Origin of the sequence: Streptomyces sp. NPDC127068, from assembly GCF_042724695.1 — a bacterium.
In the GTDB taxonomy this organism is placed as follows: Bacteria; Actinomycetota; Actinomycetes; order Streptomycetales; family Streptomycetaceae; genus Streptomyces.
The window spans coordinates 18244-45037 of the sequence record NZ_JBHXEN010000016.1; the positions used below are offsets into that span (position 1 = coordinate 18244).

A 26794-nucleotide genomic window follows, 5' to 3' on the forward strand; every position below is an offset into this window, starting at 1 on the left:
GCCCCGGACGGCCAGGTGATGTCGATGTGGGTCTACTCCATCCCGACGCGTACGCGCTTCCGCGGCCTCATCCGCAGGGAGGGGATCCTCTTCCGGGGCGAGGCGGGTTGGGGCGAGTTCTCTCCGTTCCCCCAGTACGGCCCGTTCGATTCCGCCCGCTGGCTGGCCGCGGCTGAGGAGTCCGCCCATCGCGGATGGCCTTCCCCCCTCCGGAACACTGTTCCGGTGAACGCGACGATCCCCGCGGTCGACCCGGCGACCGCCTATGCGATGACCGCGGCGTCCGGCTGCCGCACGGCCAAGGTCAAGGTCGCCGAGCGGGTGCAGCACGAAGCCGCCGACATCGCGAGGGTGAGGGCGGTACGGGCGGCACTGGGCACCCACGGCCTGCTGAGGGTCGACGCCAACGGAGCCTGGGACGTCGACACCGCCCTGCGTATGATCAAGGCGCTGAATCAGTTCGATCTCCAGTACGTCGAGCAGCCGTGCGCCACGCTGGCGGAACTGGCGGCGGTGCGTCGACGGACCGATGTGCCGATCGCCGCCGACGAATCCGTCCGACGCGCGGAGGACCCCCTGCGCGTGCGCTTGGCGGACGCGGCCGACATCGTGGTGCTGAAGGTGCAGCCCCTGGGCGGTGTGCGAGCCGCTCTGAGGGTGGCGGATGCGTGCGGCCTGCCTGTGGTCGTCTCCTCCGCGCTGGAGACGTCGATCGGCCTGAGCGCCGGCCTGGCACTCGCCGCGGCACTGCCCGAGCTGCCCTACGCCTGTGGGCTGGCCACCCTGTCCCTGCTGGAAGGCGACGTCGTCGCCGACTCGCTGGTCCCCGTCGACGGCGAGATCCGGCTGCGCCGCCCCGTACCTGACGAGGACCTTCTGCGACGCTCACGCCCCCTTGACCCTGCTGTCACCGCTGCCTGGTATCGCCGTATGACCGAAGCCCGGCCCCGTTGAGCCTCCGGTGCTCGCGCCGGCGCGACGGGCCGGGCGGCTCACCTCCCGGGAGGGAACCCATGAGTGTCCAGCTTCCACCGAAGATCGCCCTTGAGGAGGCGTACGCGCACCCGGAGGACGTCGCGAGGATCCTCTCCAGCGAGTCGGACCTGCGGAGATCGGCGGAAGGTGGCGGCGTCACGCCGCGCTACTACCGGCCCGTGTACGAGAGGCTGTGCGAGTTCGACGAGGTCAGGCTGGGCGCGATGGACGCGGCGGGTATCCAGCGCCAGGTCCTTTCGCTGACGGCACCCGGAGTACAGATCATCACCAACCCCTTTGAGGCGACCGTGGAGGCCCGCCGGCAGAACGACTTCCTGGCCGCGCGGGTGGCCCATCGTCCCGACCGGTACTCGGCGTTCGCCGCGGTGGCCTTGCAGGAGCCCGACAACGCGGTGAGGGAGTTGCGCCGTGCCGTCACCGAACTCGGCTTCGTGGGCGTGCTGGTCAACGGTTACACCAACGACGGCGATCTCGACCACGGCCGATACCTGGACAGCCCGGCGTACTACCCCTTCTGGGATGAATTGTGCGCACTCGACGTCCCTCTCTACCTCCACCCGCGCCCTCTGCTCCCCAGCGGGTTCGCCGCCCATCAGGACCGCCCGGAGCTCAAGGGCGCCACCTGGGGCTTCGGCATCGAGACCGCGACGCACACGGTCCGTCTCCTGCTCGGCGGCCACTTCGACCGCTTCCCGTCGGCGAAGCTGATTCTCGGGCACATGGGAGAGGGGCTTCCCGCGCTTCTCTGGCGCACCCAGAAGATGTTCGACCTCAACCCGTTCGACAAGAAGATCGAGAAGAGTCTGCCGGAGTACTTCGCCGACAACATCTGGATCACCACCAGCGGTAGCTTCTCCGATCACGCCCTGACCAGCGCGATTCTCTCCGTGGGCGCGGATCGCATCATGTTCGCCGTCGACTATCCCTACGCGCGGAACGGGCCCGCGGCCGAATGGATCGAGCGGGCACCCATCAGCGAATCGGACCGCCGCAAGATCGTCAGCGGAAACGCCCGAAGCCTCTTCCGGCTGGAGGAACCGGCCTGACCGCCGGAAGGTTCACGTACATCCGTTGGACGCCCTCCTGTCCCGTCCATACCGGCACCCGCGGGAGACCGGCGCCGACGACGATGGGGCCGGCTGCACGCGCCTGGGCGTTCCCGATCACGTGGGCCCCGGTCCAGTCGTCTTCTCCTCGCCCCACCACACCGCAAGGACACACTGACCGTGCATCAGTAGCTGGTGTTACTCAAAATGCCTTACACAAGGCCGTGTTCGGGCAGATCAGGGCCGGCGAGGGTGGCCCTCTGGTCATGATGTGAGGGCGAGGGTCGTGCATGTGGGCAACGGCCTGGACGGCGTGGTGGAGGCCGTCACCGTGCTGGAGGTAGGCACCGTCGCCCAGTACGGTCAACGCCCTGGCAGTACTCGGCCAGGCCGGAGGCCCGCCAGGCGTGCGTGTCCGCGATGACGCCCGGCCACCGGCCGGGCCGCCACCATCACCAATCGGGTAGTCAACGTCCGCTACACCGTCTTCGAGCAGTGCCAGCACCGCATGGGCTGCGCACGCTGCGACTTCTCCACCCCCAGGGACTCCACGAGAGCCCAACTCCTGGACGCCAACGACAACTTGCAGAGGCTGGCGTCTCGATCCCACTCACCGAGGATGAACAAGCAGCCGTCACCGACGGTAACGCGCGCTCAACCGCCTCCTCGACGGACTCACCGACACCTCCACGCACTCCGGGCCAACGCCCCGACAACTCGACGTCCGCCAGAGCAAAGCACAGCAAGCTTGACCATTCTGGTCCCACAGAATGATCCGGTTGGCGTGCCCTCGACCGTGCCCGAACTCACCATTCCCTGAAGGTCGGAAGCGGTCTTCCTCAGGCGCGACCAGCACGTGATCGTCTGGCTGGGGATGGTGTCTTCCTTCTGCCGTCGGATCAACCTGGATGACCCGAGTGGGTCACCCGTCGTCTCGCTGACGATTCCAGAGGTAGACCGTGCCCTCGGCCCTCAACGGTAGATGGGCGGGGCCCTTGACGTGGGCCGGGACGATGCTCTCCTCGTGTTCGCACTGGTTGTCCGCATGGGCGCGGGGATTGAGGCAGGTGTTACGCCGATAGGGACGTACGGGCCAACGGCGGGACCACCGGGGGGAATCGCCGCTGGCGGCCGTCTGACCACCTTGCCCGGGCGCCTCGGGGCGCGGCCGGTAGGCGGCGTGGACGTCAACCACGCGTACACCGGAAGGACCGTTGATACCGTCGCGCCGGTCCCGTTTGCGGCCAGCACGGTCGCGGACTAGGGCGTCCACCTTGATGAGCGGGGCTCTGGTCCTCGCGGTCTGCTGAATCAACTGCCAGGCGGTGTAGACGGTCCGGGACAACTCATCGGTGGTCCGCTGCTGGAGGCCATGGAGCGTCTGTCCGTACGCCAAGGTCGTTTCCCCGTCCCATGTCAAGGGGACGGGCCGGGGAGCGCGCTGAAGATCGGCGGCCGTCACATGCCTGCCGTTGGGTAGCGTGGCGATCACCGTGTCCGGCAGCAGGGCGTCGAAAGCGCTGCCAGCCGCCGTGTAGAAGGTGATCCACACGCCTCTGAGGTTTCCGGTGATCGGCTCACGCCGACCGCAGGTGCTCTGTTTGGACCAGTGCACGGCGTCGACCTCGTCAGGCGCCCAAGGTCCCCAGCTCACCGCGACGACGGGCATGGTGAGGATCATGTCGGAGCTGGCGCGGACGGTGAAACCCTCCAGCACGTCGGCGATGTTCTGCACGTAGCCGCCGATGGGCTCGGCGAAGACCATGAATCCGTAGGGCGAGGGCAGCCGAGCCTCCCTCACTGGCTCCATAGGCGAGGTGGAGGCCGCCGCTAGCGTGAGTGAGGTCATGTCGGCAGTCGCGTAGTACAGGCGGGCCTCCCGCAGGCGGCTCTCCTCCGCACACGCCAACAACCGAGCAGCGGCCATGGAGGGCGAGGCGTGCGCGTCGGACACGACGGGGAACACCGCGGTGTGCCCGGCGTCGATGGCACGGCTGAGCGCGTGGACCGAGCCCTCGCTGTTGATGTCTTCGAGCATGCGGGCGCGCCACTCAGGCAGTTCCTGCGGTTCCGGGGCCTTCCAGGAAGCAGACGCGCGGCCGGTGGGGGCGGTCACTTACACGCTCTCCCGGTGTGTGGAGGGGCGGATTCGCGATGAGTGGGGACAGAGGCCGTCTTCTGGGCCGATCAAGGAACGCACCGTCACGCGGACGGATGTCAGGGGTTTCGGCATCCGTCCGGGCGGGGACAGGCATGTTCTACCGAGACGACCGGACACCACCCCGCGCGGGATCGACCACTTCGTCAGGAGAATCGGACGGTTCACTTCGGTCGAAACGGCCACGATCGCGAGTTTGCCGAGGCTTCGTGAAAGACGCGGCCATCGAGGTGCAGAAATCACCGGAACAGGTGAAGAACGCGAGGGATGTTGACGCCGATAGCTTCGTTCCTTTCAGGAGCGTTCTTCTTGGATACCCGAAGAACACAGGATGTGGCCGGGTTTCCACGGACGGATCCGTCCGAGCGCGCCAGAGTGACTGGACGACGTTCAGTGGCCGTTGGCGCGGGACGGGCTTCGCCCTCGGCGATGGAGAGAAAGCCTCTTGGTGCCGGTCATGGTCGCCGGGGCGAGTTCACCGAGGTGCGGGACCACCGGGTTCCCGCCGCGCGACGGCGGTGAGGACCTGACGGTAGGCAGGGAGATTCGCGGGGATCAGGTCGGTGTAGCGGGCGCTGGAGGCGCTCCAGTGGGGGAATCCGCCCATGGCATCGCGCATGGCGGCGATGAGTCGCAAACGCGCGGAATAGGAGGCCAGCGGAAGGTTGGTGATTTGGCTTTCGATGCGGATGAAGCGTCGGCACCAGAGCTTCACCATGATTCGTGCCCTGTCGATGGCCTCCTGGCGGGTAAGTCCGCTCTCGTGCTGGATGATCAGGATCACGTTGTGCACGTCACCGCGTGACTCCTCCTTGGCGAGGGAGTGGATGTCGTTCACGGTGTCGATGACGTCCGCGCACAGGGTGAGCAGTCGCCTCACCGCTGGTGCGCGGCGGTCTTCCGGCGTGGTCTCGAATCCGTAAGCGGCCTCGACGAGATCGAGCATGCCGTAGACGAGTCCAGATCTGCGGCGCAGGATCAGGTAATCCGACAGGCTAGGCGTCGTGTGGCAGCGCCGGTTGACGCTCTCCTGCTCGAAGGCTTCGAAGAACCAGCGCCAGTGGGTTGCCGCGCGCCGCTGCCATGCGGGCGATCTGCCGTTGGCCTGGCGCTGCCACAGGTCACGGAACGCCTGTCCCAGCGGGCTTGTGGCTGTGTTGAGCTCGGGTGTGTCGAGGATACCGGCGAGTTCGTCGCGCGCGGCGCGCGCGGCGGGGGGTCGATCGTGGAGCGGTCCGTCGAACTGGTCGTCGAGGACGGCTGCGAACGAGAGGGCGTCGACGCCAAGGTCCAGGTCCGGACCGGTGGCGGCGGGGAGCCATCGGGCCATGAGGTCAGCGATGTCCCAGGAGACATAGCGGGTTTCATCGGCTGCGTCGTCGACCAGGCCGTGGCGGCGAGCCCAGCTCAGGTTGCGCTGCCGTGCGGCGTCCCGATCCGGGCTGACGCGGGCAGGGAACGGGGTGGTGATCCGTGTGGGCGTCTCGTGCGGTGTGCTCATGTGGCCGTTCCGTCCCGTCGGGCGGCGACGCGCAGCCGTAGTCCTTGGGGGTTGAGCACGATGCCGAGTGTGGGACGGACACGCCTGCCGGAGACAGCGGTCATGCGCCATCGAGCGGCGATCGCCGCCAGGGCCAGGGTGGCCTGCGTGACGGCGAAGTGGTCGCCGAGGCACTTGCGGGCTCCACCTCCGAAGGGGACGAAGCCCGCCCGCAGGACGGGCGTCAGCGTGGGGTCGGCCCAACGTTGCGGGTCGAAGCGCTCAGGCTGGGGGTAGAGGTCGGGTCGATGATGGATGACGTAGGGGCTGAGGAGGATCGTCGTGCGGGCGGGAACGGCGTGACCGCCCAACCGGGTGTCGGTGGTGGTGATCCGGGTGAGGAGCCATCCGGGCGGGTACAGGCGCAACGTTTCGGTGATAACACGCTCGGTCTGTGTCAGATGTGGCGGCCCAGCGGGGTCGGCCGTGACGAGGCGGTCGACCTCCTCGTGGAGACGGGCTTCGGCCGCAGGGTGGGTAGAGAGCAGATGGAGCGCCCAGGCGACGGTGGCCGCGGTGGTTTCGGTGGCGCCGAAGAAGAAGGACATCACCTGACCGTTGATTTCGTCGTCGGTCAGCCCCTCTTCGGCGTCATCGCGCGTGGAGAGGAGCTTGGACAGCAGGTCGCCGCTGTCGGGCGTGTCAGCGTTGTAGGCGGTGATCACGGCGGCGGCGGTACTCCTGAGCCGGGCGCGGGCCTGTTCGTATCGGCGGTTGGCACGGGTCGGGACGCGATCGAAGAGGTGGGGTGTCAACATGCGCCGGTAGACGGTGCGCATGATGACAGTGAGATCTTCGAGCGTGTTCTGGACCGCCGGATCAGTCAGCGCGCCTCCGAACATGGTCACCACCGCGGTCCGTGCGGTGATCCGCTGCATCTCGTCGAGGACGTCGATGACTTGGCCGTCCTTCCAGGAACTGACGACCGTGTCGATCTGTTCTCGCATGTCATGCGTGTAGGCGGGGAAGCGGTCCGCGTGAAAGGCGGGTTGGAGAAGACGGCGCAGCCTGCGGTGCTGGGCGTGCGGGCAGGTGACGATGTCCTCCCCGAACGTCTCCCGCAGCCGCACGAACAGCGGGCCGCCCTTGTCGAAAGCGCGGTCGTCCAGGAGGACTTGGCGGGTCAGCGCCGGGTCGCAGACGAGGAGCGCGGTGACGGGGCCGAACCTCATCCGTACCAGGTCACCGGCTTCGGGTAGGGAGGCCAGAAAGGGCAGAGGGGCGCGAAGAAGGCGCGGGGCGTGTCCCAGGATGGGCAGCGATCCCGGGGCGCTGACGATGCGGGCGGCGCTGGTCAATGCAACTCCTCTGAAAGAGGGACGGAACGGGTGCGGCGCCGGGGCGCGTGTTCACCGCGCGAGTGCGCTGACGAGGAGATCGTGCCGGATGCGGGACGTCCTGCTACTCCGCCACGGGTCGCGGTCGACGTCGCTGGAACTGGACGGTGTTACTTGTTGTCGATGGTGCTACTTCGCCGTTCGTGCGATGCGCAGGGACAGTCCGCTGGGTCGTAGGGAGATGGCCGCCGCAGCGCGTGGTGGGGGGCCGGGACGAGGATGGAGTCGCCAGCGGCTGACCAAGGTGGCGAGGGTGAGGATGGATTGCATCGTGGCGAAGGTGTCGCCCATGCACTTTCGGGCCCCTCCTCCGAAGGGAAGATAGGCGTGGCGGGCAGGGGGGGTCCGGTCGCTGCGCCAGCGGTCGGGGTCGAAGCGGTGGGGGCGGGGGTAGAGGTCGGAGCGACGGTGGATGAGGTAGGGGCTGATGAGCAGGGTGGTTCCTGCGGAGACGGGGTGGCGTCCGATACGGGTATCGCGAGCGGTGATCCGAGTGAGGATCCAGCCGGGGGGGTAGAGCCGGAGGGTTTCGGTGACCACGCGTGCGGTCAACTCCAACCGGGGTATGTCCTCGTGGGTCGCCGGGCCCGCTCCCAGGACCTCGTTCGCCTCAGTACGCAGGCGTCGCTGGAGGTCGAAGTCGTGGGCGACGGAGTGCAGGGCCCAGGCCAGGACGTTGGCGGTGGTGTCGACGCCCCCGGTGAGGACGGTGACCACTTGGTCGACTAGTTCCGTACTGTGGCCGGCGGTCGGGTCGTCCGGGTAGTGGGCGAGGATGATGGACAGCAGGTCGCCTCGGTCGGTGGGGTCCGCGCGGCGTTCGGCGATCAGGGTCTCGGTGGTGTGGCGCAGGCGGTTGCGGGCGTGTTCGTAGCGCTGGTTGTCACGGGTCGGGAGTCGGTTGAACGCCGAAGGAAGGAAGATCCGCTTGTAGGTGCCAGCGAACCAGGTGGTGATGTCATCGCTGATCTGGTTCAGGTCCGTGGGAGCCATGGCGGAGAACATCGTCGCGCAGGTGACCTTGGTGCTGATCTCCTGCATGGCAGCCAGGACGTCGATGTCCTCGCCGTCGTGCCAGGTGTCGAGCGTCTCCTCGATGTGGCTCACCATCGTGGCGGCGTAGCGCGGCATACGGGTGGGGTGGAAGGCGGGTTGGGCGAGTCGGCGTTGCCGGCGGTGGTCACGGTGGGGGCAGGTGGCCACGCCGTTGCCGACGGTGTCCCTGATCCTGTCGTAGAAGGGGCCTCCCTTGTCGAAGAGGGCGTCGTCGACCAGGACGTCGTGGACCAGGTCCGGGGCGCAGACCACGACGGCGGGGACCGGTCCCAGCCGGACCCTCACGAGGTCACCGTGGTGGGGCAGGCCGGTGAGGAACTTCAGGGGATCCCGCAGGAAGGGGAGGCCGTGGCCGATCACCGGGAGGGCGTGAGGGGCCCTCGGAACCGGGCTCGTGGTTGCTGCTGCGGTGCGGCGGAGGGGCGGCATGGGGTCGCTCCAAGGGGAGAGGTACCGGCCGGCGGACCTGCCCGGACCAGTGCAGTCCCGGACGAGGGGATCGTGTACTGCGGTGGTGCGTTGGGGTGGGCTCGAGGGCACCGCTGCCGGTGCGCGGGTGCCTCGGCGAGAGCGTTAGGGGGACGGTGTGGTGGGGGTGTCTCGGGTGCGCCACCACCAGGCGATCGAGGGGATGCCGGGAATGGGGTCGGGGGAGGCGTCGGACGGGCTGCTCGACCAGGTGTGGGAGATGCGGACGCTGTGGGGCGATGCTCCGTCGGGGGTCCGGTAGCGCTCGGCGCCCAGCCCCCAGTCGAGTGTGCCGCGTATGTAGTGGCCGAGATCGGTGAGGTATCGGGTGAGTTCGGGGCCTGCGGAGGCCAGGGCCAGGTCGCGCAGTTCGAGGAAGAGGCTCATGAGCCGATCACGCATGCGAACCAGGTGGATCATCGCCTCGCGGTCGGAGCAGGCCCGGTCGTGGGCGATGACGCTGACGAAGTTCACGGCGACGGTGCCGTCGTGTTGTCGGTGCCACAGGTCCTTGCCCCAGGAATAGAGGTCCTGGTCCATTCCCACGATCGTCCCAGCGATCTCCGCGATTGCCCTTGTCCGGTAGGAGTCGAACTCATGGCAGGGAATGTCGTCGGACCCGTTGAGGATTTCGATCCAGGACGAGCTGGCGACGGCACCCACCGTGCCCATCCTCAGGGTGGTGTAGTCGTTCAGGTCGGGAGGGCTCCCGCCCTCGGTCTGGTGCGCGATCTCCCAGCAGACGCAGGAGAGCCAGATCCGTTGTGCTTCGATCATCCTCCTCATCTGCACGGGGCTGGCCAGACGATGGGTACGTCCCGCCAGGTCGCGCAGCGGCGCGGTGAAGGGGTCGTGAGGATCCAGGAGGTTGGCGTCGGGCGCCTCGAAGGTTCGCATCACCTTGACCGCCGTCTTCGCGAAGCGGGCCAGGGCTGCGCCCGCCGATGGCCTCGGCAGCGAGTCGTACAGATCGTCGAACAAGAGGGAGAGATGCGCCCAGTCGGAGAAGATCTGCATCCGTTCCAAATCTCCACCGGGTGTCAGGCGGGCGACGAACTCAGCGCCGTTGATGGCCCGTACGCGTGCCTCGACGGTTGCGTCGGAGCAGAATCCGTAGCGGTCGAGCCATCGCATCGTGCCGCGTCGCAGTTCGGCGTGGTTCGGGTGGATGGCGGAGGGAATGGGACAGTAGAGCGGGGGGATGTCCAGCGTGATGGACTGATCGGTACCCATGCGTTTCCTTCCAACCGTGGCGGAACGGGAGCCTGCTCGGCTGCTTCGGACCGTCCGGCGCAGGTGGACTGCTCAGGAGAGGGTCCGCGCCGCGTTGGACGGTTCTCAGGCGGTGCGCCGGGTCGCGGACTCGGTCAGATCTCGCAGATGGGCGATGGCGGCCGGATGGATGAGCTCGGTGTTCCTCAACAGTTCGAGGACTTCGCGCCGGCGCCCTTCGATCATCTCCTCGACGTGCCGACGGGCCCCGGTGATCGTGAGGATGTGGCGGATGCGTTCGGCGTCGGCCTCGGTGAGGCCCGGTTCTCCCAGGAGGCGGTGCAGGACCGCGGCGTGCCGGGGGACAGCTTCCTGCAGAGCGATGGCGACCAGGACGGTGTGCTTGCCCTCCCGCAAGTCGTCAAGGCGGGACTTCCCGGTAACCCGCGGATCACCGAACACCCCCAGCAGGTCGTCACGGAGCTGGTAGGCCTCCCCCAACGGTAGCGCCAGTCTCGATAGTTCGGTGAGCAGTCCGGGGGAGGCACCCGTCAGCACGGCGCCGAGATGCAGGGGACGTTCGATGGTGTACGTGGCGGTTTTGAGTCGCACGATGGACAGGGCTCGATGCACGTCGTCGGTGGGGCGTCCGCTGGAGGCGAGGTCCAGGAGTTGTCCGTGGATCACCTCGGCGCGCATCGTGTCCCACACGGTCAGGACTTGCTGGAACTGAGCGTTCGTGAGGTCGGCGGTGTGCAGGATCTCGTCCGCCCACACCTGGGCGAGGTCGCCGACGAGGATGGCGTGTCCCTCCCCCAGTCGACGGGCCGCGTCGGCGGGGCTTCCGGGACGAGCGTGTGCTGTCAACTGACGGTGGACGGTGGGGCGTTGGCGGCGGGTGTCGGAGTTGTCCATGATGTCGTCGTGAATCAGCGCGCTGGCGTGGAAGAGTTCCAGTGCCGCGGCGGTGTCGATCACCGCCTGCGGGACGGGACCGAGAGCGCCCGCGCAGTGCCGTCCCAGCACGCACAACAGAGGACGCAGCCGTTTGCCTCCCGCGGCGACGAACTCCTTCAGCACACTGGCGGCGATTTCGGGGGGATGCCGCTGGTCGAGGAAGCCGGTGAGTTTGGCCTCGATCCGGACGCGCAGGGCGGAGAGGTCGAGGGGAACCGGTGCGGTGGACGTGTGGGCCATGGCGGACTCGCTTCCGGCGGGGAAGAAGAGGTGCCGCCCGTGCGCACCGGCCGATGGGTGGGCACCAGGCGCGGGGCGGCTCGGGCGCAGGTAGCCGGCGGATCAGGTCACGGTGTCCGGTGCTCGGGATGTGGCGTCCTCGGTGAGGGCGAGGGCCTGTTCCAGCAGGGTCTCGACGATCCTCGCTTCGGGGACGGTGGTGATGACGTCTCCCTTGGCGAAGATCTGGCCTTTGCCATTGCCGCAGGAAACACCGAGGTCGGCGTCGCGTGCTTCGCCGGGGCCGTTGACGACGCAGCCCATGACCGCGACCCGCAGAGGGTGGGGGAAACCGTCGAACGCGGCCTCCACCTTCGCCGCCAACCGGTGGATGTCGACCTGCAAGCGTCCACAGCCGGGGCAGGAGACGATCTCCAGCTTGCGCGGCCTCAGACCGAGCGACTGGAGGATGTGGCATCCGGCCTTCACCTGCTCGGCCGGAGGCGCGGAGGTCGACACGCGGATGGTGTCTCCGATGCCCTCGGAGAGCAGGATCGCGAAAGCGGTCGCGGACTTGATGGCACCTTGGAGTGGGGTGCCGGCCTCGGTGACACCCAGATGCAGCGGGTAGTCGCGGGCGTTCGCGAGTCGACGGTAGGCGTCGATCACGACGAGCGGGTCGTGATGCTTGACCGCGATCTTCAGGTCCGTGAAGCCGTGCTCCTCGAACAGGGAGGCTTCCCACAGGGCGGAGTCCACCAGAGCCCCGGCGGTGACGCCCTCGTGCTTGGCGATCATGCGGGGGTCCAGGGAGCCGGCGTTCACTCCGATCCTGAGCGGCACCCTGGCGGCCGAGGCGGCCTGGGTGATCGAACCTATCTGGTCGTCGAACTTCTTGATGTTCCCCGGGTTGACCCGTACTCCCGCACAGCCCGCGTCGATGGCCGCGTACACATAGCGGGGCTGGAAGTGGATATCGGCGATCACCGGGATCGGCGACTTCGCCACGATCGCCGGGAGCGCGTCCGCGGCCTCCTGGTTGGGACACGCGACACGGATGATGTCGCAGCCCGCCGCGACCGTCGACGCGATCTGCTGCAACGTGGCGTCCACGTCCTCGGTACGGGTCGTGGTCATCGTCTGCACACTGATGGGCGCGCCGCCCCCTACCGGAACGGCACCGACCATCAGTCGACGGGTGGCGCGGCGGGGAAGCGTGAAGGCGCCTGTTGTCGCCGGGGGGGCGTCGGGGGGATCGTGGGGGGAGGGTTGTTGGTGTCCGGCGATGCCGAGGCCAACGGCTGTCATGACCGGCTCCTCGTCGTAGTGGTGGTGATGCCTGGTACGGATGCGACGGGTCGGGGGGTTCTTCCCGTGCGCGCGATCGCCGACGCCGGCTTCGACGCGGCTGTGGACAGGGCACGGCGGTCGCGTGCACGCCCCTGGTCGCCGACGTCTCGCCGAGCGCAGGACCCCTGCGTTCCACGCCGTCGAAGAACGGATCCCTGGTATGGGGGTGCATGGCCACGTCGAAGGCGTTGCTGGGCCAGGTGCCGGGCTGTCCCGCAGACGCGGCGCAGAAATGCCCCTGCCATGCGTTCGTCCGCAGCCCTCGGGGCGGGTACGCCGCCAGGGGGAGAATGCCCGCAGAAGTCATTCCTCTTGCCCTTCCCCTGAAGTCTCTCGGCGCGTCGTCGTCTGGCAGGGCGCTCTGGGGCGCGACGGAAACCGTCGCACGTCTGCGGCAAGAGGCCGCGGGAGTGGGGAGCTGTCCTCCGGCTCGGCCGAGGGAGCCCCTTGGAACCGACGGCCGTATTGGGGAATCATCGAGCATGAGGCAACCTCCTCATCCCATACGCCATGTTCACCGTAGGACGTCGCCTGGACGGTATCCAGATCCCGTTCCGCTCTCTGGAACGGACCCCGGGGAAACCGGCCTGTGACCGCCTCCGTCCGTGCGGCGAGATCCCCAAGCCAGCCCTCCGGCCGAGCCGCAGCGGAGATCGGCCGTTAAGCCGTTACGCGAGGCCCGCGGTCGACGGAGATGTGTGGCCTCCGACAGCTTCCGCTCGACCAGTGCCCGGGCGCCGTGCGAGCCGGGGCGAGCGCGACGGGCATCCCTGCGTGACATCAGCCCGGCAAGCCCACCCTCACCCCGCACTCATGGCGTGAACATCGCACATATTGGCTGAAATTCACGCATCCGCCGAATGGCGAACCGAGGAAGAGGGAAACACAGGTCATAGAAGTCTGGCCCTCATGACACCGAGCGCTCCAGACACATCCGTAACCGAGCACCGGCTACGGCTCGTCGGATGCCTCTCCCCCAGACGGTGGAACGAGGGACACCAGCTCGCTGTGCGAGAAGCAAGGCGAGGCGTTCAAGAACCGGGCGCATGCTCTAGCGCGACGGAGACAGCCACGTCGAGCCACGCTCGCGCACCGGCACGATCCGCACCTGTCAGACGCCGCGGCCCAGCGGCCGACTCGCGCCTTCCACGCTCGTCGGTCTGGAGGAAACTCCGTTCCGAACCTGCGAACGCTCCGAGGAAGGAAACCCCATGACCTCAATCCCCGCAGAAGAGTCTCCGTCACCGAAGCCCGCCGCGGAGTCCCGCCTCGCCATCCGCATGGTGAACATCCTCCGAGCGGTCCAGGCGGGCGGCGGCGTGTCGTCGCTCGCGGACATCGTCGAATTCACTGGTCTGGCCAAGAGCACGGTGCACCGGCTGCTCAACAATCTCCAGCACGTTCAGTTGTTGGAGAGGGACGGTGAACAGTACCGGCTCGGGGTAGCCCTGTATCAGCTCGCCGCGCGCCTCGACGACGAGCGATATCAACTACTACGACACCTGCTCAAGCCGCTGCTCCTGCGGCTGCACGAGGAGACCCGCCAGCTCGTCGGTCTCGCTGTGACCAGCGGGACACGAACGCGGTTCCTGGAACTCATGTACAGCCAGCAGTACAGCCATCTGGCTCGCCGGTTCGAGCGGCCCGCCCCTCTCCACGCGACCACTCCGGGGAAGGCTCTTCTCGCGTATGCCCCCCGTCGAGAGGGCCAACTCTTCCCAAGCGCCAATCGTGCCTCCAGCAGTTCCACCTTGCCCCAGGGGCTACTGACGCTCTCCGCCGTGATCACGGGGATTCGGGAGCGAGGCTACGTTTTGGAGCGGGACGAGCACCTGGGCATCGCGACCGCAGCCGCCCCCGTCGGGAGACCGGGCGCCTGGCCTCTGTCCGTGCTGAGTATCAGCGCCCATGTCGACGCCGACTGGGTTCAGAGGATCGCCGTACTGCGGGGAGGCGTACACCAGGCCAGGGAGATCCTCCTCCGCTCGCCACACCGCCCGGATCCGCCCTCTCCGAGATGTGTCACAGGAGCGGCGGCCGACGCCACCACCGCGAAACGCGATCCACGGCGGACGTTCGGCTGAGGTGGTCGGAAGGACCCTAGCCTGGCAGTACAACCGCTCGCAGGTGGTTGGCCCTCATAAGACGCCGCAAACCGCTCAGCTTGCCGTGTGTGAACTGATGGCCCCTGCCCGATGCCACCTACACGAACGGTCCGGACGTGACGTCACTCCGCCCGGCACACTGGGCGCCTGACCTCGGTCGCCCCGACGGCACGCGCCGCCGACCATCACGTTCCGCGCCACCCGTACCGGCGGACACCCGCACCACGCCTCGGTGCTCGGAGCCTTCCTCTTCCGCGTGGCGCAGCGCACTCGACACCAGGCCCAACCCGCGCGAACAGGGTGAGTATCCGTACGGGCCTTTGCGTCAGGGCGTATCCGCGTCTGATGCTGGAGCGACTCCCACCCCGGCCACCGCTAGCGCCGAGACGCAGGCGACAGAGGAGTTGCCCATGAGCGAGCCCTCGACACCGGATGGTTCCCTTCCGTTCCCCGCCGAAATCCTCTATCCGCGAACCTGGACAAAGGTTCCATCCGACGGACTGGCCGAGCGGCTGGAGAGCAGCGCATTCGCGTGGCTGGAACACCGTGGTCTCCTATACCAGCCCGAGAACCGACGCAACATCGCCGCCTGCCACCTGGGCGATGCCGTGGCCCGCAGCAACCCCACGGCCAGATCCACGACCAGGCTGGAGTTCCACGCGAAGTTCCTCGGCATGTGGTTTCTGTATGAGGACAGCATCGAGGGCATCGGAACGCAGGGCCACGATCCCAGGCTGGTGTCGCGAGCGCTCACCGGATTCTGGCAGGGGCCGGTGCCGAGTGGCCCCTTGTGGCACTGGGCGGAGCTAGGCGAAGAGATGGCCACGTCGATGAGCCCATCATGGCGGCGCCGTTTCGGAGCCCGCTTCGAAGCCTGGCAGTACTCGATCGCTGACGAGGCGGCATTGTTCAAGACCTCGGGCATGGAAGCGAGCCTGGACGCCTATGTGGCCGTCCGGCTGCACACGCTGGGCATGTGTACCGCGACGGACATGATCGAGTACACCCAGGGTCGTGAACTCCCTCCCGAGGTGTTCGCTGACCCCGACATCATGGAGATCTACCGCATCATCAGTACGGCAGGTCTCATCGACAACGATCTGTACTGCCTCACGAAGGACCGTGAGCACCGCTATCCGAATCTCGTCTATGTACTGGCCCGGGAACGGGGCCTGACAGAGACGCAGAGCATTCAGAGCATCCTCGTGTGGCACGACCGCCTCGTCGAGCGGTTCACCCAGGTGGAGCGGCGGCTTCGCAAGGAGCGGGCCGAGCTAGGTGTCTCCTGGTGGCTGGAGTGTGTCCAGCACATGGCGACCGGCCTGGGGGCCTGGCACCACGACGCCCCGCGCTATCGAACCAAGCACCTGACCCGAGAGGGTCGCATGATCCATGTGCGGATCTCGCTGTGGTGACACCATGAATCGGGCACATCGCACGACGTGTGCTTCGGGGGTGGAAATCGCCTCCGTTCAGGCAAAGGGGCGGCTCGCAACGCGCGACCGCCCCGCGCGCATCCTGTCCACCACCCCCGGCGCCCTCGACGCCCGCAGCACACCGCCTACCCCTGACGGCAACGGTTCCTCCTTGAGCGGGCGGGTGGTTCAGTGGCTCCGGTCCGCGGCCACCAGGTCGGGTTGGGCCTCGATCAGGCTGCCCACACCGATGGCGAACCAGATGCCGCGCCACCACTGCTCCCAGACCAGTGCCACGACGGCCGCGCAGTAGTCGGGGGAGAAGGCGGACAGATGGCCGCTGCGGACGACCTCCGCGAAGTGGCCGCAGTACGCGACATCCATGTGCCGCAGAAACGCGTCGGTGGAGATGCGGCCGTCGCGGAGCAGGAGCGGAACGACCAGGCCGTACTCGACCATCGCCTTCGGCAGGATCCCCTCGTCGACGCCGTCCGCCAGCGCCTCGTGCACGTCGGTCTCACCGCGGTGGCACACGCCCGCCACGTAGACCTCGTAGCTCAGCGCCCGACGCGGCACCGTGACGCGACCGGTGGCAGGAGGCGCCACCGGATCGAGCGAGGGGGTGTAGCAGTCGGCCAGTTGGCCGGCCGCGTACAGGTCACGGTCGGCGGCGGCCTCGCAGAGGTCGGGGGCGAGGGCGAAGTACCGCCAGAGGTCCTGCCGATGGTTGCACATCTGCCAGACGCAGGTGGCGGCGGTGAGCGCGGCGGCGCTGTAGCGGCCGTCCCTGACGTAGCCGGTAGGCTTCAGCTGGGCGTTCATCATCCACACGGTGCGCTCGTAGCAGTCGAGCAGGTCCTCCTGGACGATCGACCCCCGGGTGAGGGCCAACACGCTCTGCCCGCTCTCCTCGTGCCGCAGGTCCGGCCCGAGGTCGGTCCAGTCGTTGACCAGGCCCGTGACCATCATGTCGTCACGGCCGGGGATGCCGTCGTCGAAGCAGAGGTAGTGGCCGAAGATGCCGCTATCAACGGCTTTGGAGTCCCGCCAGCTGTCGCGGTCGGCGTAGACCCATGCGGAGCGGCCCGTGGTCGGGGTGCTCGACTGGCGCGCTTCGTTGCGGCGCTTGGTGTCGAAGTAGGCCATCTCGCAGGCCATGTGGAGGCGGCGGGTTTGGAGGTCGCTGCGGAGATCCGGCATGTCCCAGAGCATCTCCAGTTCCCGCGCGGTGCGGTCGCCACCGGTGCGGTCGATGTTGTACTCGAAGTAGAAGGCGTAGTCGAGCATCGCGACGTAGCCCTGTCGCCAGTCCCGGTAGTCGCCGCTGAGCAGCGCCATCCACCAACACCCCACAGCGATGTTCGGGTAGGCCGCCGCGCCGGACAGGCCGAAGGCGTCGGCGACCGCGCGCCACGCGGAGGCGGCGCAGGTGCCGAACTTCGACTTGGTCGACCGTCCGGCGTTGGCGCCTTCCTGGGCCCGGGCCCAGATCTCGCCGGTCCGGTCGCGGCCGACGGTCACGGGGCGACGCGCAACCCGGGTGCCGGTCGTCCGGCCCTCCCGCACAGCCTGGATCTCGTCGAGCAGTTCGCGGCCGGTCCGTGTCATCTGTGCGCAGGCCCTCGTCCACGGGGCGAACCGCTCCCCCAGCGCCGCCGGGTCGACCAGCGCCGCAGCCAGGTGCGCCTCGGGCTCGTACCTCCAACCCGTGCCGCCGCTCCGCCCACCGGTCTCCAAGGCACCGCGCACGTCGTTCTGGTGGTGGTCCAGGGGGGAACCCCGCACCGCGGAGGGTACCCACAGGAACGACAGGGGCATCGGGTCGAGGATCGGCCGGACCCCACGGGCCCCCGGCCGGTGCACCCGCACCGACACCGACGCCAGTTCCGTCATCGTTTCGCCGTGCAGCAACTCGCCACCACCCTCCGGCCAGCGACGCCCGCGGTCTGCCTCCTCCGGAGCGCCCGGGCACCTTGCCCGCGACAGCACCCTGTCAAGCGCGCGACCACCGCGGAACCGCTTCCGCGGCTGATCAACCGAAGGGGTGAAGGCGTACGCTCCGCCCCTCGCAGGCCACGACGATGTGGACCCGGCCCACTGCGTCTGGTCGTCCTGCTCCCCGGGGGGAACCGGCCAGGCCGAAGGCAGCTTCCGGTGCAGCGGACCGTTCCCGGAAGGCGTCGAGGTCGACACCGTGGATTCCCGGGGGCCAACTGGCTTGGGGGCACCGACCCGGTTGCCGCGTACGCGTCGACCCAGGTCTGGCCCTGTTCACGGCGGGTCCTGACAGCGGCCACCACACGCATTGGCGCCCGGGAGCCCCCGATGGCCGACTCCCCGTCCGCGCACCGCGTCGTCCTGTCGTCACTGGGTGCCGACCGGCTCACGGTGAGGAGGAGGCCCCGCCCACGGGCCGCCCGTCCCACCGCGCGCAGCCGCCAAGAAGTGCTCCACGCTCCCGCCGCGCACACGGGGCGCGACGGGGTGCTGTCCGGCGCCCTCCTGGCGGTGAAGGACAACATCGACGTGGCCGGAGCACCCACCACGGCCGGCACCCCGGCTCTGCTGGGGCACGTTCCGCGCCGGTCCAGCCACGTCTGGGAGCGCTGTGCGCGGACCGGCGGCGTGCTGGCGGGGAAGACCGCGCTACACGAACTCGCCTACGGAACGACCGGGCAGCACGCGCTGGGACCCGCGGCGCTCGATCCCCACTCACCGGACCATCTGGCGGGCGGCAGCAGTTCGGGGACCGCCTCAGCCGTGGCCGCTCACCTCGTGCCCGCAGGGCTGGGTACCGACACCGGGGGCTCGGTACGCATCCCGGCGGCGCTCTGCGGAATCATCGGGTACCGCCCCACAACAGGCCGCTATCCGACCGCAGGGGTGGTGCGCGTCTCCCTCACCCGGTACACGGTCGGTGTCATGGCCCGCAGCGTCCCCGGTGTGCGGCTGCTCGACGGGGTCCTCGCGGGAGCACCCCCTCGCCCCTTCGGCGCCCGCGTCCCGCACCCGCTCCGCGCCGTGCTGCCCGCCCCCTTGTGGGCGGATCTCGATCCGCAGGTCGAACGGGTCTGCCGGGTCGCCTGCGAGCGGCTGCGGGCCGCGGGCTGGTACCTGGTGGAGGAGTCGTGGTCCGATGTCGTCTGGTCCGACGTCCTGCGCAGCGCGACTCTGGTGCCCGCGTACGAGACTTGCTCCGCCCTCGGCGGCTACCTCGCGGAGCACCCCGGCGCACCCTCGGCCAGCGAGGTACTGCGGGGTTGCGAAGTCCCGCTGCCCGAAACGGCCTTGACGCCGCGACATTCTCCGGACACGCGCACGAAAGATCAACCGATCAGCTGACCGGAGCGAATTCCCACGGGGTAAAGGAATCCGCCTTACTAGCCTCCCATCGAGAGGCATGAGAATCCGGGGCCCGTGTCCCGTCCGTCATCCGTGGAAGGGGTCCGCCTTGAGCCAGCCGAATCAGCTGAGTCTGAGCGTCACATCCGCCAGAACGCTGACCACCACCACCAAGACCATCCCCCAGATGGCGTCGATCACCCCCCGATGGCTCCTGCGGCTGCTGCCCTGGACCGATCTGGAGTCCGGATTCCTGCGTGTCAACCGGTGTTTGAGCGCGGTGGTCGGTGACGGCCGCATCACCACCTACTTCGTCGGCGAGCAGGCCCGAATCGTCCCGGAGGAGCTGCGGGAACTGCCCTTCCTACGGGACCTCGGAGTGGATCTCCTCAGCGGGATCGCGGACCTGTTCGTCCAGGAGACCGTCGCCGCCGGGCAAACGATCCTGGAGCCGGGTACGCAGGACCGCTTCCGTGTCCTGGCCCACGGAAAGGCCGAGAAACGCCGCGACGAGCCGCTCGGCCGCGCGGCCTCGCCGGGGCTGCTCACCGCGGGCGATCACTTCGACGCCGGCGCCTGGTTGCGCGGCGAGGACGTCCCGTACCGCGTCATCGCCCTCACTCCCTGTACCTTGCTCGGCATCGAACACGGCCGACTGCTCGAACTCATCACCCGGGAAGCGGCCCTGGGCCGTGCCGTCGCGGCGTTCCAGACGACCGCTCCCGACCCCGGCGACCGGGGCGGTCCGGACATCGCCGCCGGCCATCAGGGAGAGACACCTCTGCCGCCGACCTTCGTCGACTACGAGGAGAACCCCCGCGAGTACGAACTCCAAGTCGCCCAGACAGTCTTGAGGGTCCACTCCCGGGTCAGCGACGTCTTCAACTTCCCCATGGACCAACTCGAACAGCAACTCCGACTGACCGTGGAGTCCGTCCGGGAGCAGCAAGAACATGAGATGCTCAACAACCCGGACTTCGGACTGCTGCACCATGTGCCTCCGACGCAACGGGCCCCCCGGCCCGGACGATCTGGACGAGTTGCTCACCCGGGTCTGGAAGAAGCCCGCGTTCTTCCTCGCGCATCCCCGGGCCATCGCCGCCTTCGGCCGCGAGTGCACCCGCCGGGGGGTGCCGCCCGCGGTCCTGGAGGCGTTCGGCAGCTCATTCGTCACTTGGCGCGGCGTGCCCCTCTTCCCCACCGACAAGATCCCGCTGGAGGGCGCGCACGGCGAGAGGACCCGCATCCTGCTGATGCGCGTCGGGGAGGAGGAGCAGGGGGTGATCGGTCTGCGACCGGCGAACCTTCCCCACCAGCGGGAACCCGGCGTCACCGTCTCACCCATGGGCACCGATCACCAGGGCGTGGCCTCCCACTTGGTCACCTCCTACTTCTCCACCGCGGTCCTGGTCGATGACGCCCTCGCGGTCCTCAATGACGTCGAGGTGGACCACTACCATGGCGACTGACGGCCCCGGTGCCGCGTTCGGCAGCGGACGCTACTGGCTTCGCGCCGCACACGCCGTCTCACGCTGGGCTCCGTTCGCGTCTGCATCGTTCCCACGGTCACCGCAGGACCGCCCCGGAGCCCGGGGCGGGGGGCTGAGGCTCCCGGGGTTCTCCCCCGAGGCAGCGCGCACCGACTTCCCCATCCTGGGCCGGAGCGCCGCAGGACAGCGGCTCATCTGGATGGACAACGCGGCCACCACGCAGAAGCCCCGACAGGTCATCGATTCGGTGAGCCGCTTCTACACCACCTGCAACTCCAATGTGCACCGCGGCGCACACCCCCTGGCCGTCGCCGCCACGGAGGAGTACGAGTCGGCCCGGGCTTCCGTCGCCGGCTTCCTCGGCGCGGCCGAAGCGGGCGAGATCATCTTCGTACGAGGGGCCACCGAGGGCATCAATCTGGTCGCCCACAGCTGGGGGCGCACGGCCCTGAGCGCCGGCGACGAGATCGTGCTGACGGCCCTGGAGCACCACTCCAACATCGTCCCCTGGTAGGTGCTCGCCAGGGAGCGCGGCGCGGTCCTGCGCGTTGCGCCGCTGGATTCCCTGGGACAGCTCGACCAGGACGCCTATCGGCGCCTCCTGGGTCCCCGCACCCGGCTCGTCGCCCTCACCCAGGTCTCCAACGTCTTCGGGACGGTGCTGCCGGTGGCGGACATGGCCGAGGCGGCCCACAGGCACGGTGCGCTGGTGCTGGTCGACGGTACGCAGGCGGTGGGCCGGTTCCCCGTTGACGTACGGCGGCTCGGCGCGGACTTCTACGTCCTGTCCGGCCACAAGATGTTCGCCCCCACCGGCATCGGCGCGCTGTACGCCCGCGCGGAACTGCTCAACACCATGGCACCGTGGCAGACCGGCGGTGGCATGATCGAGTCCGTCTCCTTCGAGCACACCTCGTACGCACCCGTGCCGCAGCGCTTCGAGGCGGGTACCGGCCACATCGCCGGTGCCGTCGGACTGCGGGCAGCCGTCGACTACCTGCGGTCGCTGGACCGCGAGGCGGCGGCGGCCCACGAGGAGCGCCTCACCGACCTTCTCGCCGAACGGCTCGCCTCCGTCGACGGGGTCAGGCTGGTGGGGAACCCGAGGCACCGGGTGGGCGCCGTCCCCTTCCTGGTGGACGGCGTCACGCCCGATGCCGTCGCCACCGCGCTCGGCCAGCGGGGCATCGCCGTCCGCTCCGGCCACCACTGCGCCCAACCGGCCCTACGCCACTTCGGTCTCGACAACGTGGTACGGCCCTCCCTCGCGCTCTACAGCACCCGGTCCGACGTCGACGCCCTCATCGGCGCCGTCACCGCTCTCGTTCGGTCCAACCCGGCTCCCCACCGCGAGCTCGGGCCGAAGGCACGCCGGTGAGGGCCCGCAACCCCGGCGGCCCGAGCCTCGTCGCCCTGCCCAGCGTCGGCCCCGAGACAGCCGGCCAACCGCTGACGTGCCTGGGCGGCAACCCTGACCGGCTCCGTTCCGAAGTCGACTTCGCTCACCCGCGCGGGGCCGCCCAGCTCCCGGCGCCCCGTCCTGATCACCACAAGCGGCATCGGCGCGCTTCAAGGCGATCGGGCGGAGCGGATGACGCCCATCCGCCTCGAACCCATCAGCGGCGGACGACGACGCACCGAGCGGAATCCGTCGGAGACCTGCCATCTGACACGGCCGGCGCGAAACGGCCGGGCACCCCGCAGTCCTCTCCAACCGCCGCGGCGCGGTGTCGACGTTCGGAGGCCGCGACGCGCGAAGACCGGCAGATCCATGCGGATCTCCACCGGATCCGGCACTGCGGACCACGGACCGGTCCCAGGGACCGGGGCCACGCTCCTCACGGCGAACCGCCCCGGCCCTCTTCCTGAGCCCCCTGCACTCCGCGCGCCCGTACGGTCGGCGTGTACGGCGGCACACGCGCGGGGCAGCGCACTCGCTCACGGGGCAGTGCCCCAGACCACCAGCTCTCGCGCCTGTGCACGCATTCCGACATTGACGACCATCGGTTCATGACCGACGGGCCGGCCCTTGAGGAGGTGTCGTGGACCGAGGTGCTGAACGCGGCCTCAAGACGATGTACGAACTGGGCGGCAAGGGGAGCGTGGAGGCGTTCGTCGCCTCGTTCTCCAGCGACCCGGCACCGACCGGGGCGCGGACCGTCGACCACGGCGATCGGTGTCACCAGCCGGTACCCGGCGGAGGCGAGCGGATCGCACCGGTGCCGCCCGGCCGACCCGGTGCCGGGGGCGGGCCGCGCGACGTGGTGGTGGGGGGCGCCGGGATCTCGTTCTCCCACATCGTCCGCATACTGCGGCGCGCCGCCGCCAACGCCGGAGTACCGCGGTGTCTGAGCGCCGTACGGTCCGCCCAGGGCACCGAAACCGTCTTCCCGCACCCGTCCGGGCCGTCCACCGATCACGTCGCGGCCAGCCCGAACGGCCCGGGTGAACAACCGTGACGAGCGCATGCGGCGCGCTTCCCTCCCTCCGCCCCGCCCTCCGAACGGTCCGACCGGGAACGTCCCGTCCCCGCCGCCGTGACGCGTGGCCAGGCGAGGAGCCACGCGGTTGGCACCCACGACCGCGCCGCGCTGTCAGCGGCAGTCGGCTGTCCGTTGCTCGTGGGCCATCAGGTCTTCGGACCGACACGCTCAGGGCAGCCGGATGACTTGTGCGGCGTACTCCACACCGGCGCCGTAGCCGAGCAGCAGAGCGAGTCCTCCTGACACGCGGGGAGTTTCCTTCAGCAGGGTGTCCATGGCCATGGGGATGGACACGGCCGAGGTGTTGCCGATACGCGCGGCACCCGGAGCGACGACGACGTGCGCGGGCAACCCCAGCGCGGTCACCAGGGCGGAGAGGACACGGTCGTTGGACTGATGGGGGATGAAGGCGGCGAGGTCGGCGGGGGTGACACCAGCACGCCTCAGAGCGGTACGGGCCACGCCTAGCAGGGCCTCCAGCAACCAGCGGTACGCCTCGGGGTCCTGCGCGCGCGGCGTACCGGAGTCCACGAGGGGGCTGGCCGAACCGGTCGCGGGCGCTGGGGCGAAGGGACGTGGTCGAGACCTGTCACCGCCCCAGGCCACGGTGCCGATGCCGGGCTCGGGCGCGTCGGTCACCACGGCGGCTCCGGCGCCCCCGGTGAAGGGAACCCGACTGCTCCGGCCGTCGACGACGCCGCGCGCGCGTTCCACCCCAACGACGGCGACCCTTCGAAAGGATCCCCCGATGATGAGATAGCGGGCCAGTTCGAGGGCCGCGCAGAACCCCGCGGACTCGACGTCGACGTCCAACGAGCCCCGGCACCCGCCAGGCAACCGCTCGGCGATGAGCCCGGCGAGCGGGCCGTCGCCAGCGAGGCGGCTCGTGGTGACGGCCACCACGCAGTCGATGCCACGCGTCCCCAGCCCGGCCCTCACGGCAGCCAGTTCCGCGGCCCGCGCCCCCATGGACTCCAGGGATTCCCTTCCCCGTACGCGGTGCCGAAGCCGGCTATCGGTGCGGGGACCGGTCCCCTGGTCAGCGGTCCCGGCGGTACGCGCCCAGCGGTGCCGTGGGGGGTGGTAGGCCGCCACGGAACGGACCGTGGTGTGTACGCGGGTGCCGGTCATGGCCTCACCTCACCGTCTGTCCCGGGCCTCAGGGCACCGGAGAGCACGGGCGGAAGTCCACTGGGGTGACGGGGCGATACGGGGATCTCCTCGGCGGACGCGGACCGGGGTCGTCCTCCTCGGGCCGGAGTCCCTGCCGCGCGTGGGTGGTGCCGGGGTCGACCGCGTCCCGCGAACGAGACCCTCCCACGTCGGTTCCCTTGCAGTGGGGTCTTTCGGTCCTGATTCGATTTTCTGATGTCTCACGGTTGTCCGAGGCGTGAAACTCCCCGATGAGGGTTTTCCAGCTTTCGACCGGGACCGGCCGCCCGGGCCGAGGCCGTCGAGCATCGCGCCGATGCCGCCCTGTTCGCCATCGATCGAGGTCGTCGCGGTATCGATGGGAAACCGGTACCCGAGGGAGTAGCCCCCTAGTCTTGGGTCTGCCGCGATTCACGTGATCGAGTGAGGTCCGACGCGATATCACGTCACCGGATTCCCTGCGCCTGGCCGCCGCCGCTCCCCACGCTTTCGCGAGTACTGTGCGCGGGTGACTCGGGCCGGCGCGCGTCCCGGAGGGAGCGCTGGCCGTGATCGGGGAGGGGCTGTTCCTCGGTCAGGCCCTCCAGCGGGCGATCGACGGAGTCCGCTCGGTGAGACCGCGCCTCAACACTTCCAGGGTGCCGAGGTGCTCTCCGCTCGTGGATCGTCGACGCGCCCGGTCGCCGAGGAGGCCCGGGCGGAGATCCCACGAGGAGCCCGGGCCCCGCAGGCCCATCGGCCGCTTCACACTGGAGACGGCCTGCCGCTGGTCTTCGGGTGCCACCGCGCGCCATGCGCCTTGGTCGTCGTCGGCATGGCCGCCCCGCGGCGACGGTTCCGCCGCCCGTCATCCACGAGCGATACCGAATCGCGCAGGGTGCTGGGCGCCCGGTGGCGGCCATGAGCGCGGCTCGGCCGTACGCTCTGGAGGTGCTCCGCGTCGGCATGCGGCTGGTCAGCTGCTACGCCGGCGGGGAACGGATCATCCGGGGAATGGAGTTCACCTACGAACCGGCGCGGCTGCGTTTCCTCCGGGCCCGGTTCCGTCCGGCGGGCGACCACAGAGTCTTCGACGTCAGCGCGCGCCGACGGGCCGCCTCCATCCGGACGGAGGCGGCCCCGGCTACCCGGCTAACCCACTGCCGGCTCCCGGCAGCCGGTCAGCGTCGGCCGAGGACGTGCCGCGCCATGACGATCCGCTGGATCTGATTGGTGCCGTCGTAGATCTGGATCACCTTCGCGTCACGCATCATGCGCTCCAGGGGATGGGTCCCGCTGTAGCCCTCGTCACCGAGGAGTTGGACAGCGTCGGTGGTGACCTTCATGGCCGTGTCGGAGGCGAGGCACTTGGCCGCGGCGCCGAAGAAGGTGAGATCGGCGGCGGCACGCGCGGATCTGGCGGCAGCCGCGTAGGTCAGCTGACGGGCCGCCTCGATCCTCATGGCCAGGTCCGCGAGCCAGATTCGGACCACCTGGCCCGCGCCCGGGCCACCGGACCGCCGGCGCTCACGCAGGGTGTCCTTGACGTGGTCGAGGGCGCCCTGCGCGATACCGAGGGCCTGGGCAGCGGCAGTGACGCGGTTGTGGTCCATGGTGGCCATAGCCGTCGCGAAACCGGTACCTTCGGCCCCGATCATCCGGTCGGCGGGGACCCGTACCCCGTCCAGGCGGAGCTCGGGGGTCGGTGTTCCCCGCACCCCCATCTTCGGGGCCAACTCCCGGAAGGAGACACCGGGATCGCTCCGATCCACCAGGAAGGCCGAGATCCCCCTGCCCCTCTCCCTCGGGGCGGTGACGGCCATCACCACGTAGTACTCGGACACACCGCCGTTGATGACCCAGCGCTTGACACCATCGAGGACGTACGAGTCGCCCGCGCGCACCGCGGTGGTCTCCATGGCGAGCGCGTCCGAGCCCGCGTTCGTCTCGGAGAGACAGAAGGAGATCATCGCCTCTCCCGAGGCGATTTGCGGCAGGTAGCGTCGTTTGAGCCGCTCGGAGCCGGCAAGCAAGAGGGGCAGGGAACCCACCCGGTTGACCCCCGGAAGAAGGGCAGAGGCGGCACAGACACGGGCGATCTCCTCGACTACCAGGATGACGGAGAGCGAGTCCGCCCCCGGGCCGCCGAAGGTCCGGGGCACATGGACGGCGTGGAGGTCCGCCGAGACGAGGGCATCGAGGGCCTCGTGGGGGAAGCGCCCCCCGGCGTCGACGGAGGCAGCGAACGGCGCGATCCGGGTGGCGGCCAGGGTCCGGACGCGCTCCCTCAGCCGGATGTGCGTGTCCGGGAGGGTGTACCGGCCGCAGGCGTCCCCCGGCGTCGGTGGCTCGTGCATGTGCTCGCTTTCCCTCCGGTGGATGACCGTGCCTCGCCTGACGGGCTCACCTTCCCACGTCGGACTCTCCGACGATCCCGGCCACACCCGGCGCGCCGTCACTCCTTCCGGCGACCGGGGCTCCTGAGATGC

Annotated in this window: 16 protein-coding genes and 3 pseudogenes; 8 read left to right on the forward strand and 11 right to left on the reverse strand. The window is 69.2% G+C overall.

What is annotated here, in order from left to right; translation table 11 throughout:
• Positions 1-24 precede the first annotated feature (24 nt).
• Positions 25-954 (forward strand): o-succinylbenzoate synthase, encoded by a 930-nt coding sequence (locus ACFWIA_RS12485; RefSeq protein WP_387003093.1) that lies wholly within the window; start codon positions 25-27, stop codon positions 952-954.
• 59 nt (positions 955-1013) lie between these two features.
• Positions 1014-2042: an amidohydrolase family protein gene (locus tag ACFWIA_RS12490; RefSeq protein WP_387003095.1), complete on the forward strand. Its 1029-nt coding sequence runs from the start codon at positions 1014-1016 to the stop codon at positions 2040-2042.
• A gap of 283 nt (positions 2043-2325) precedes the next feature.
• Here ACFWIA_RS12490 and ACFWIA_RS12495 read toward each other — a convergent pair.
• The 8 genes and pseudogenes from ACFWIA_RS12495 to ispG form a co-directional block, all read right to left on the reverse strand.
• Positions 2326-2507: pseudogene (locus tag ACFWIA_RS12495) on the reverse strand (IS5/IS1182 family transposase); the annotation flags it as partial.
• Positions 2508-2964: 457 nt separating this feature from the next.
• Positions 2965-4158, reverse strand: coding sequence for a hypothetical protein (locus ACFWIA_RS12500; protein WP_387003097.1), 1194 nt, complete (start codon positions 4156-4158; stop codon positions 2965-2967).
• A 517-nt stretch (positions 4159-4675) separates the two neighbouring features.
• Complete coding sequence (locus ACFWIA_RS12505; protein ID WP_387003099.1) at positions 4676-5701, reverse strand: hypothetical protein; 1026 nt, start codon at positions 5699-5701, stop codon at positions 4676-4678.
• Positions 5698-7038 carry a cytochrome P450 gene (locus tag ACFWIA_RS12510; RefSeq protein ID WP_387003101.1) on the reverse strand — a complete coding sequence of 447 codons (1341 nt, stop codon included), beginning with the start codon at positions 7036-7038 and terminating at the stop codon, positions 5698-5700. Before ACFWIA_RS12510 ends, ACFWIA_RS12505 begins: the two co-directional genes overlap by 4 nt.
• A 168-nt stretch (positions 7039-7206) precedes the next feature.
• Positions 7207-8562 carry a cytochrome P450 gene (locus tag ACFWIA_RS12515; protein WP_387003102.1) on the reverse strand — a complete coding sequence of 452 codons (1356 nt, stop codon included), beginning with the start codon at positions 8560-8562 and terminating at the stop codon, positions 7207-7209.
• A gap of 144 nt (positions 8563-8706) precedes the next feature.
• Positions 8707-9834: a hypothetical protein gene (locus ACFWIA_RS12520; protein WP_387003104.1), complete on the reverse strand. Its 1128-nt coding sequence runs from the start codon at positions 9832-9834 to the stop codon at positions 8707-8709.
• Between the two features lie 105 nt (positions 9835-9939).
• The gene (locus ACFWIA_RS12525; RefSeq protein ID WP_387003105.1) at positions 9940-11010 is read right to left on the reverse strand and encodes a polyprenyl synthetase family protein; all 1071 of its coding nucleotides are present in this window, start codon (positions 11008-11010) and stop codon (positions 9940-9942) included.
• Positions 11011-11112: 102 nt separating this feature from the next.
• Positions 11113-12297, reverse strand: a complete 1185-nt coding sequence (gene ispG, locus ACFWIA_RS12530) for a flavodoxin-dependent (E)-4-hydroxy-3-methylbut-2-enyl-diphosphate synthase (protein ID WP_387003107.1) — start codon at positions 12295-12297, stop codon at positions 11113-11115.
• A 1253-nt stretch (positions 12298-13550) separates the two neighbouring features.
• Between ispG and ACFWIA_RS12535 the strand changes: the two genes are divergently transcribed.
• Both ACFWIA_RS12535 and ACFWIA_RS12540 read left to right on the forward strand, forming a co-directional pair.
• Positions 13551-14423, forward strand: a complete 873-nt coding sequence (locus ACFWIA_RS12535) for an IclR family transcriptional regulator (protein ID WP_387003108.1) — start codon at positions 13551-13553, stop codon at positions 14421-14423.
• 431 nt (positions 14424-14854) lie between these two features.
• Complete coding sequence (locus tag ACFWIA_RS12540; protein ID WP_387003110.1) at positions 14855-15859, forward strand: terpene synthase family protein; 1005 nt, start codon at positions 14855-14857, stop codon at positions 15857-15859.
• A 189-nt stretch (positions 15860-16048) separates the two neighbouring features.
• Here the strand turns inward: ACFWIA_RS12540 and ACFWIA_RS12545 are convergent, their stop codons facing one another.
• Positions 16049-17752 carry a hypothetical protein gene (locus tag ACFWIA_RS12545; RefSeq protein WP_387003112.1) on the reverse strand — a complete coding sequence of 568 codons (1704 nt, stop codon included), beginning with the start codon at positions 17750-17752 and terminating at the stop codon, positions 16049-16051.
• Between the two features lie 432 nt (positions 17753-18184).
• Between ACFWIA_RS12545 and ACFWIA_RS12550 the strand changes: the two genes are divergently transcribed.
• The 4 genes and pseudogenes from ACFWIA_RS12550 to ACFWIA_RS12565 all read left to right on the forward strand — a co-directional run bounded on the left by ACFWIA_RS12550 (position 18185) and on the right by ACFWIA_RS12565 (position 23150).
• Positions 18185-19201 carry an amidase family protein gene (locus ACFWIA_RS12550; protein ID WP_387003114.1) on the forward strand — a complete coding sequence of 339 codons (1017 nt, stop codon included), beginning with the start codon at positions 18185-18187 and terminating at the stop codon, positions 19199-19201.
• Between the two features lie 187 nt (positions 19202-19388).
• Positions 19389-20670 (forward strand): annotated as a pseudogene (locus tag ACFWIA_RS12555) (family 2B encapsulin nanocompartment shell protein).
• A 220-nt stretch (positions 20671-20890) separates the two neighbouring features.
• Positions 20891-22069, forward strand: a pseudogene (locus ACFWIA_RS12560) (SufS family cysteine desulfurase).
• 664 nt (positions 22070-22733) lie between these two features.
• Positions 22734-23150: a hypothetical protein gene (locus ACFWIA_RS12565; RefSeq protein WP_387003116.1), complete on the forward strand. Its 417-nt coding sequence runs from the start codon at positions 22734-22736 to the stop codon at positions 23148-23150.
• Between the two features lie 192 nt (positions 23151-23342).
• Here the strand turns inward: ACFWIA_RS12565 and ACFWIA_RS12570 are convergent, their stop codons facing one another.
• Both ACFWIA_RS12570 and ACFWIA_RS12575 read right to left on the reverse strand, forming a co-directional pair.
• Positions 23343-24143 (reverse strand): 3-oxoacyl-[acyl-carrier-protein] synthase III C-terminal domain-containing protein, encoded by an 801-nt coding sequence (locus ACFWIA_RS12570; protein WP_387003118.1) that lies wholly within the window; start codon positions 24141-24143, stop codon positions 23343-23345.
• Positions 24144-25486: 1343 nt separating this feature from the next.
• The gene (locus tag ACFWIA_RS12575) at positions 25487-26662 is read right to left on the reverse strand and encodes an acyl-CoA dehydrogenase family protein (protein ID WP_387003120.1); all 1176 of its coding nucleotides are present in this window, start codon (positions 26660-26662) and stop codon (positions 25487-25489) included.
• Between the last annotated feature and the right edge of the window lie 132 nt (positions 26663-26794).

Bases quoted from the DNA above. Each gene is read 5' to 3' on its own strand.
- ACFWIA_RS12485 (WP_387003093.1), top strand. From the start codon at position 25: ATGTGGGTCTACTCCATCCCGACGCGTACGCGCTTCCGCGGCCTCATC.
- ACFWIA_RS12490 (WP_387003095.1), top strand. From the start codon at position 1,014: ATGAGTGTCCAGCTTCCACCGAAGATCGCCCTTGAGGAGGCGTACGCG.
- ACFWIA_RS12505 (WP_387003099.1), bottom strand. From the start codon at position 5,701: ATGAGCACACCGCACGAGACGCCCACACGGATCACCACCCCGTTCCCT.
- ACFWIA_RS12515 (WP_387003102.1), bottom strand. From the start codon at position 8,562: ATGCCGCCCCTCCGCCGCACCGCAGCAGCAACCACGAGCCCGGTTCCG.
- ACFWIA_RS12520 (WP_387003104.1), bottom strand. From the start codon at position 9,834: ATGGGTACCGATCAGTCCATCACGCTGGACATCCCCCCGCTCTACTGT.
- ACFWIA_RS12525 (WP_387003105.1), bottom strand. From the start codon at position 11,010: ATGGCCCACACGTCCACCGCACCGGTTCCCCTCGACCTCTCCGCCCTG.
- ispG (WP_387003107.1), bottom strand. From the start codon at position 12,297: ATGACAGCCGTTGGCCTCGGCATCGCCGGACACCAACAACCCTCCCCC.
- ACFWIA_RS12535 (WP_387003108.1), top strand. From the start codon at position 13,551: ATGACCTCAATCCCCGCAGAAGAGTCTCCGTCACCGAAGCCCGCCGCG.
- ACFWIA_RS12540 (WP_387003110.1), top strand. From the start codon at position 14,855: ATGAGCGAGCCCTCGACACCGGATGGTTCCCTTCCGTTCCCCGCCGAA.
- ACFWIA_RS12545 (WP_387003112.1), bottom strand. From the start codon at position 17,752: ATGACGGAACTGGCGTCGGTGTCGGTGCGGGTGCACCGGCCGGGGGCC.
- ACFWIA_RS12550 (WP_387003114.1), top strand. From the start codon at position 18,185: ATGGCCGACTCCCCGTCCGCGCACCGCGTCGTCCTGTCGTCACTGGGT.
- ACFWIA_RS12570 (WP_387003118.1), bottom strand. From the start codon at position 24,143: ATGGGGGCGCGGGCCGCGGAACTGGCTGCCGTGAGGGCCGGGCTGGGG.
- ACFWIA_RS12575 (WP_387003120.1), bottom strand. From the start codon at position 26,662: ATGCACGAGCCACCGACGCCGGGGGACGCCTGCGGCCGGTACACCCTC.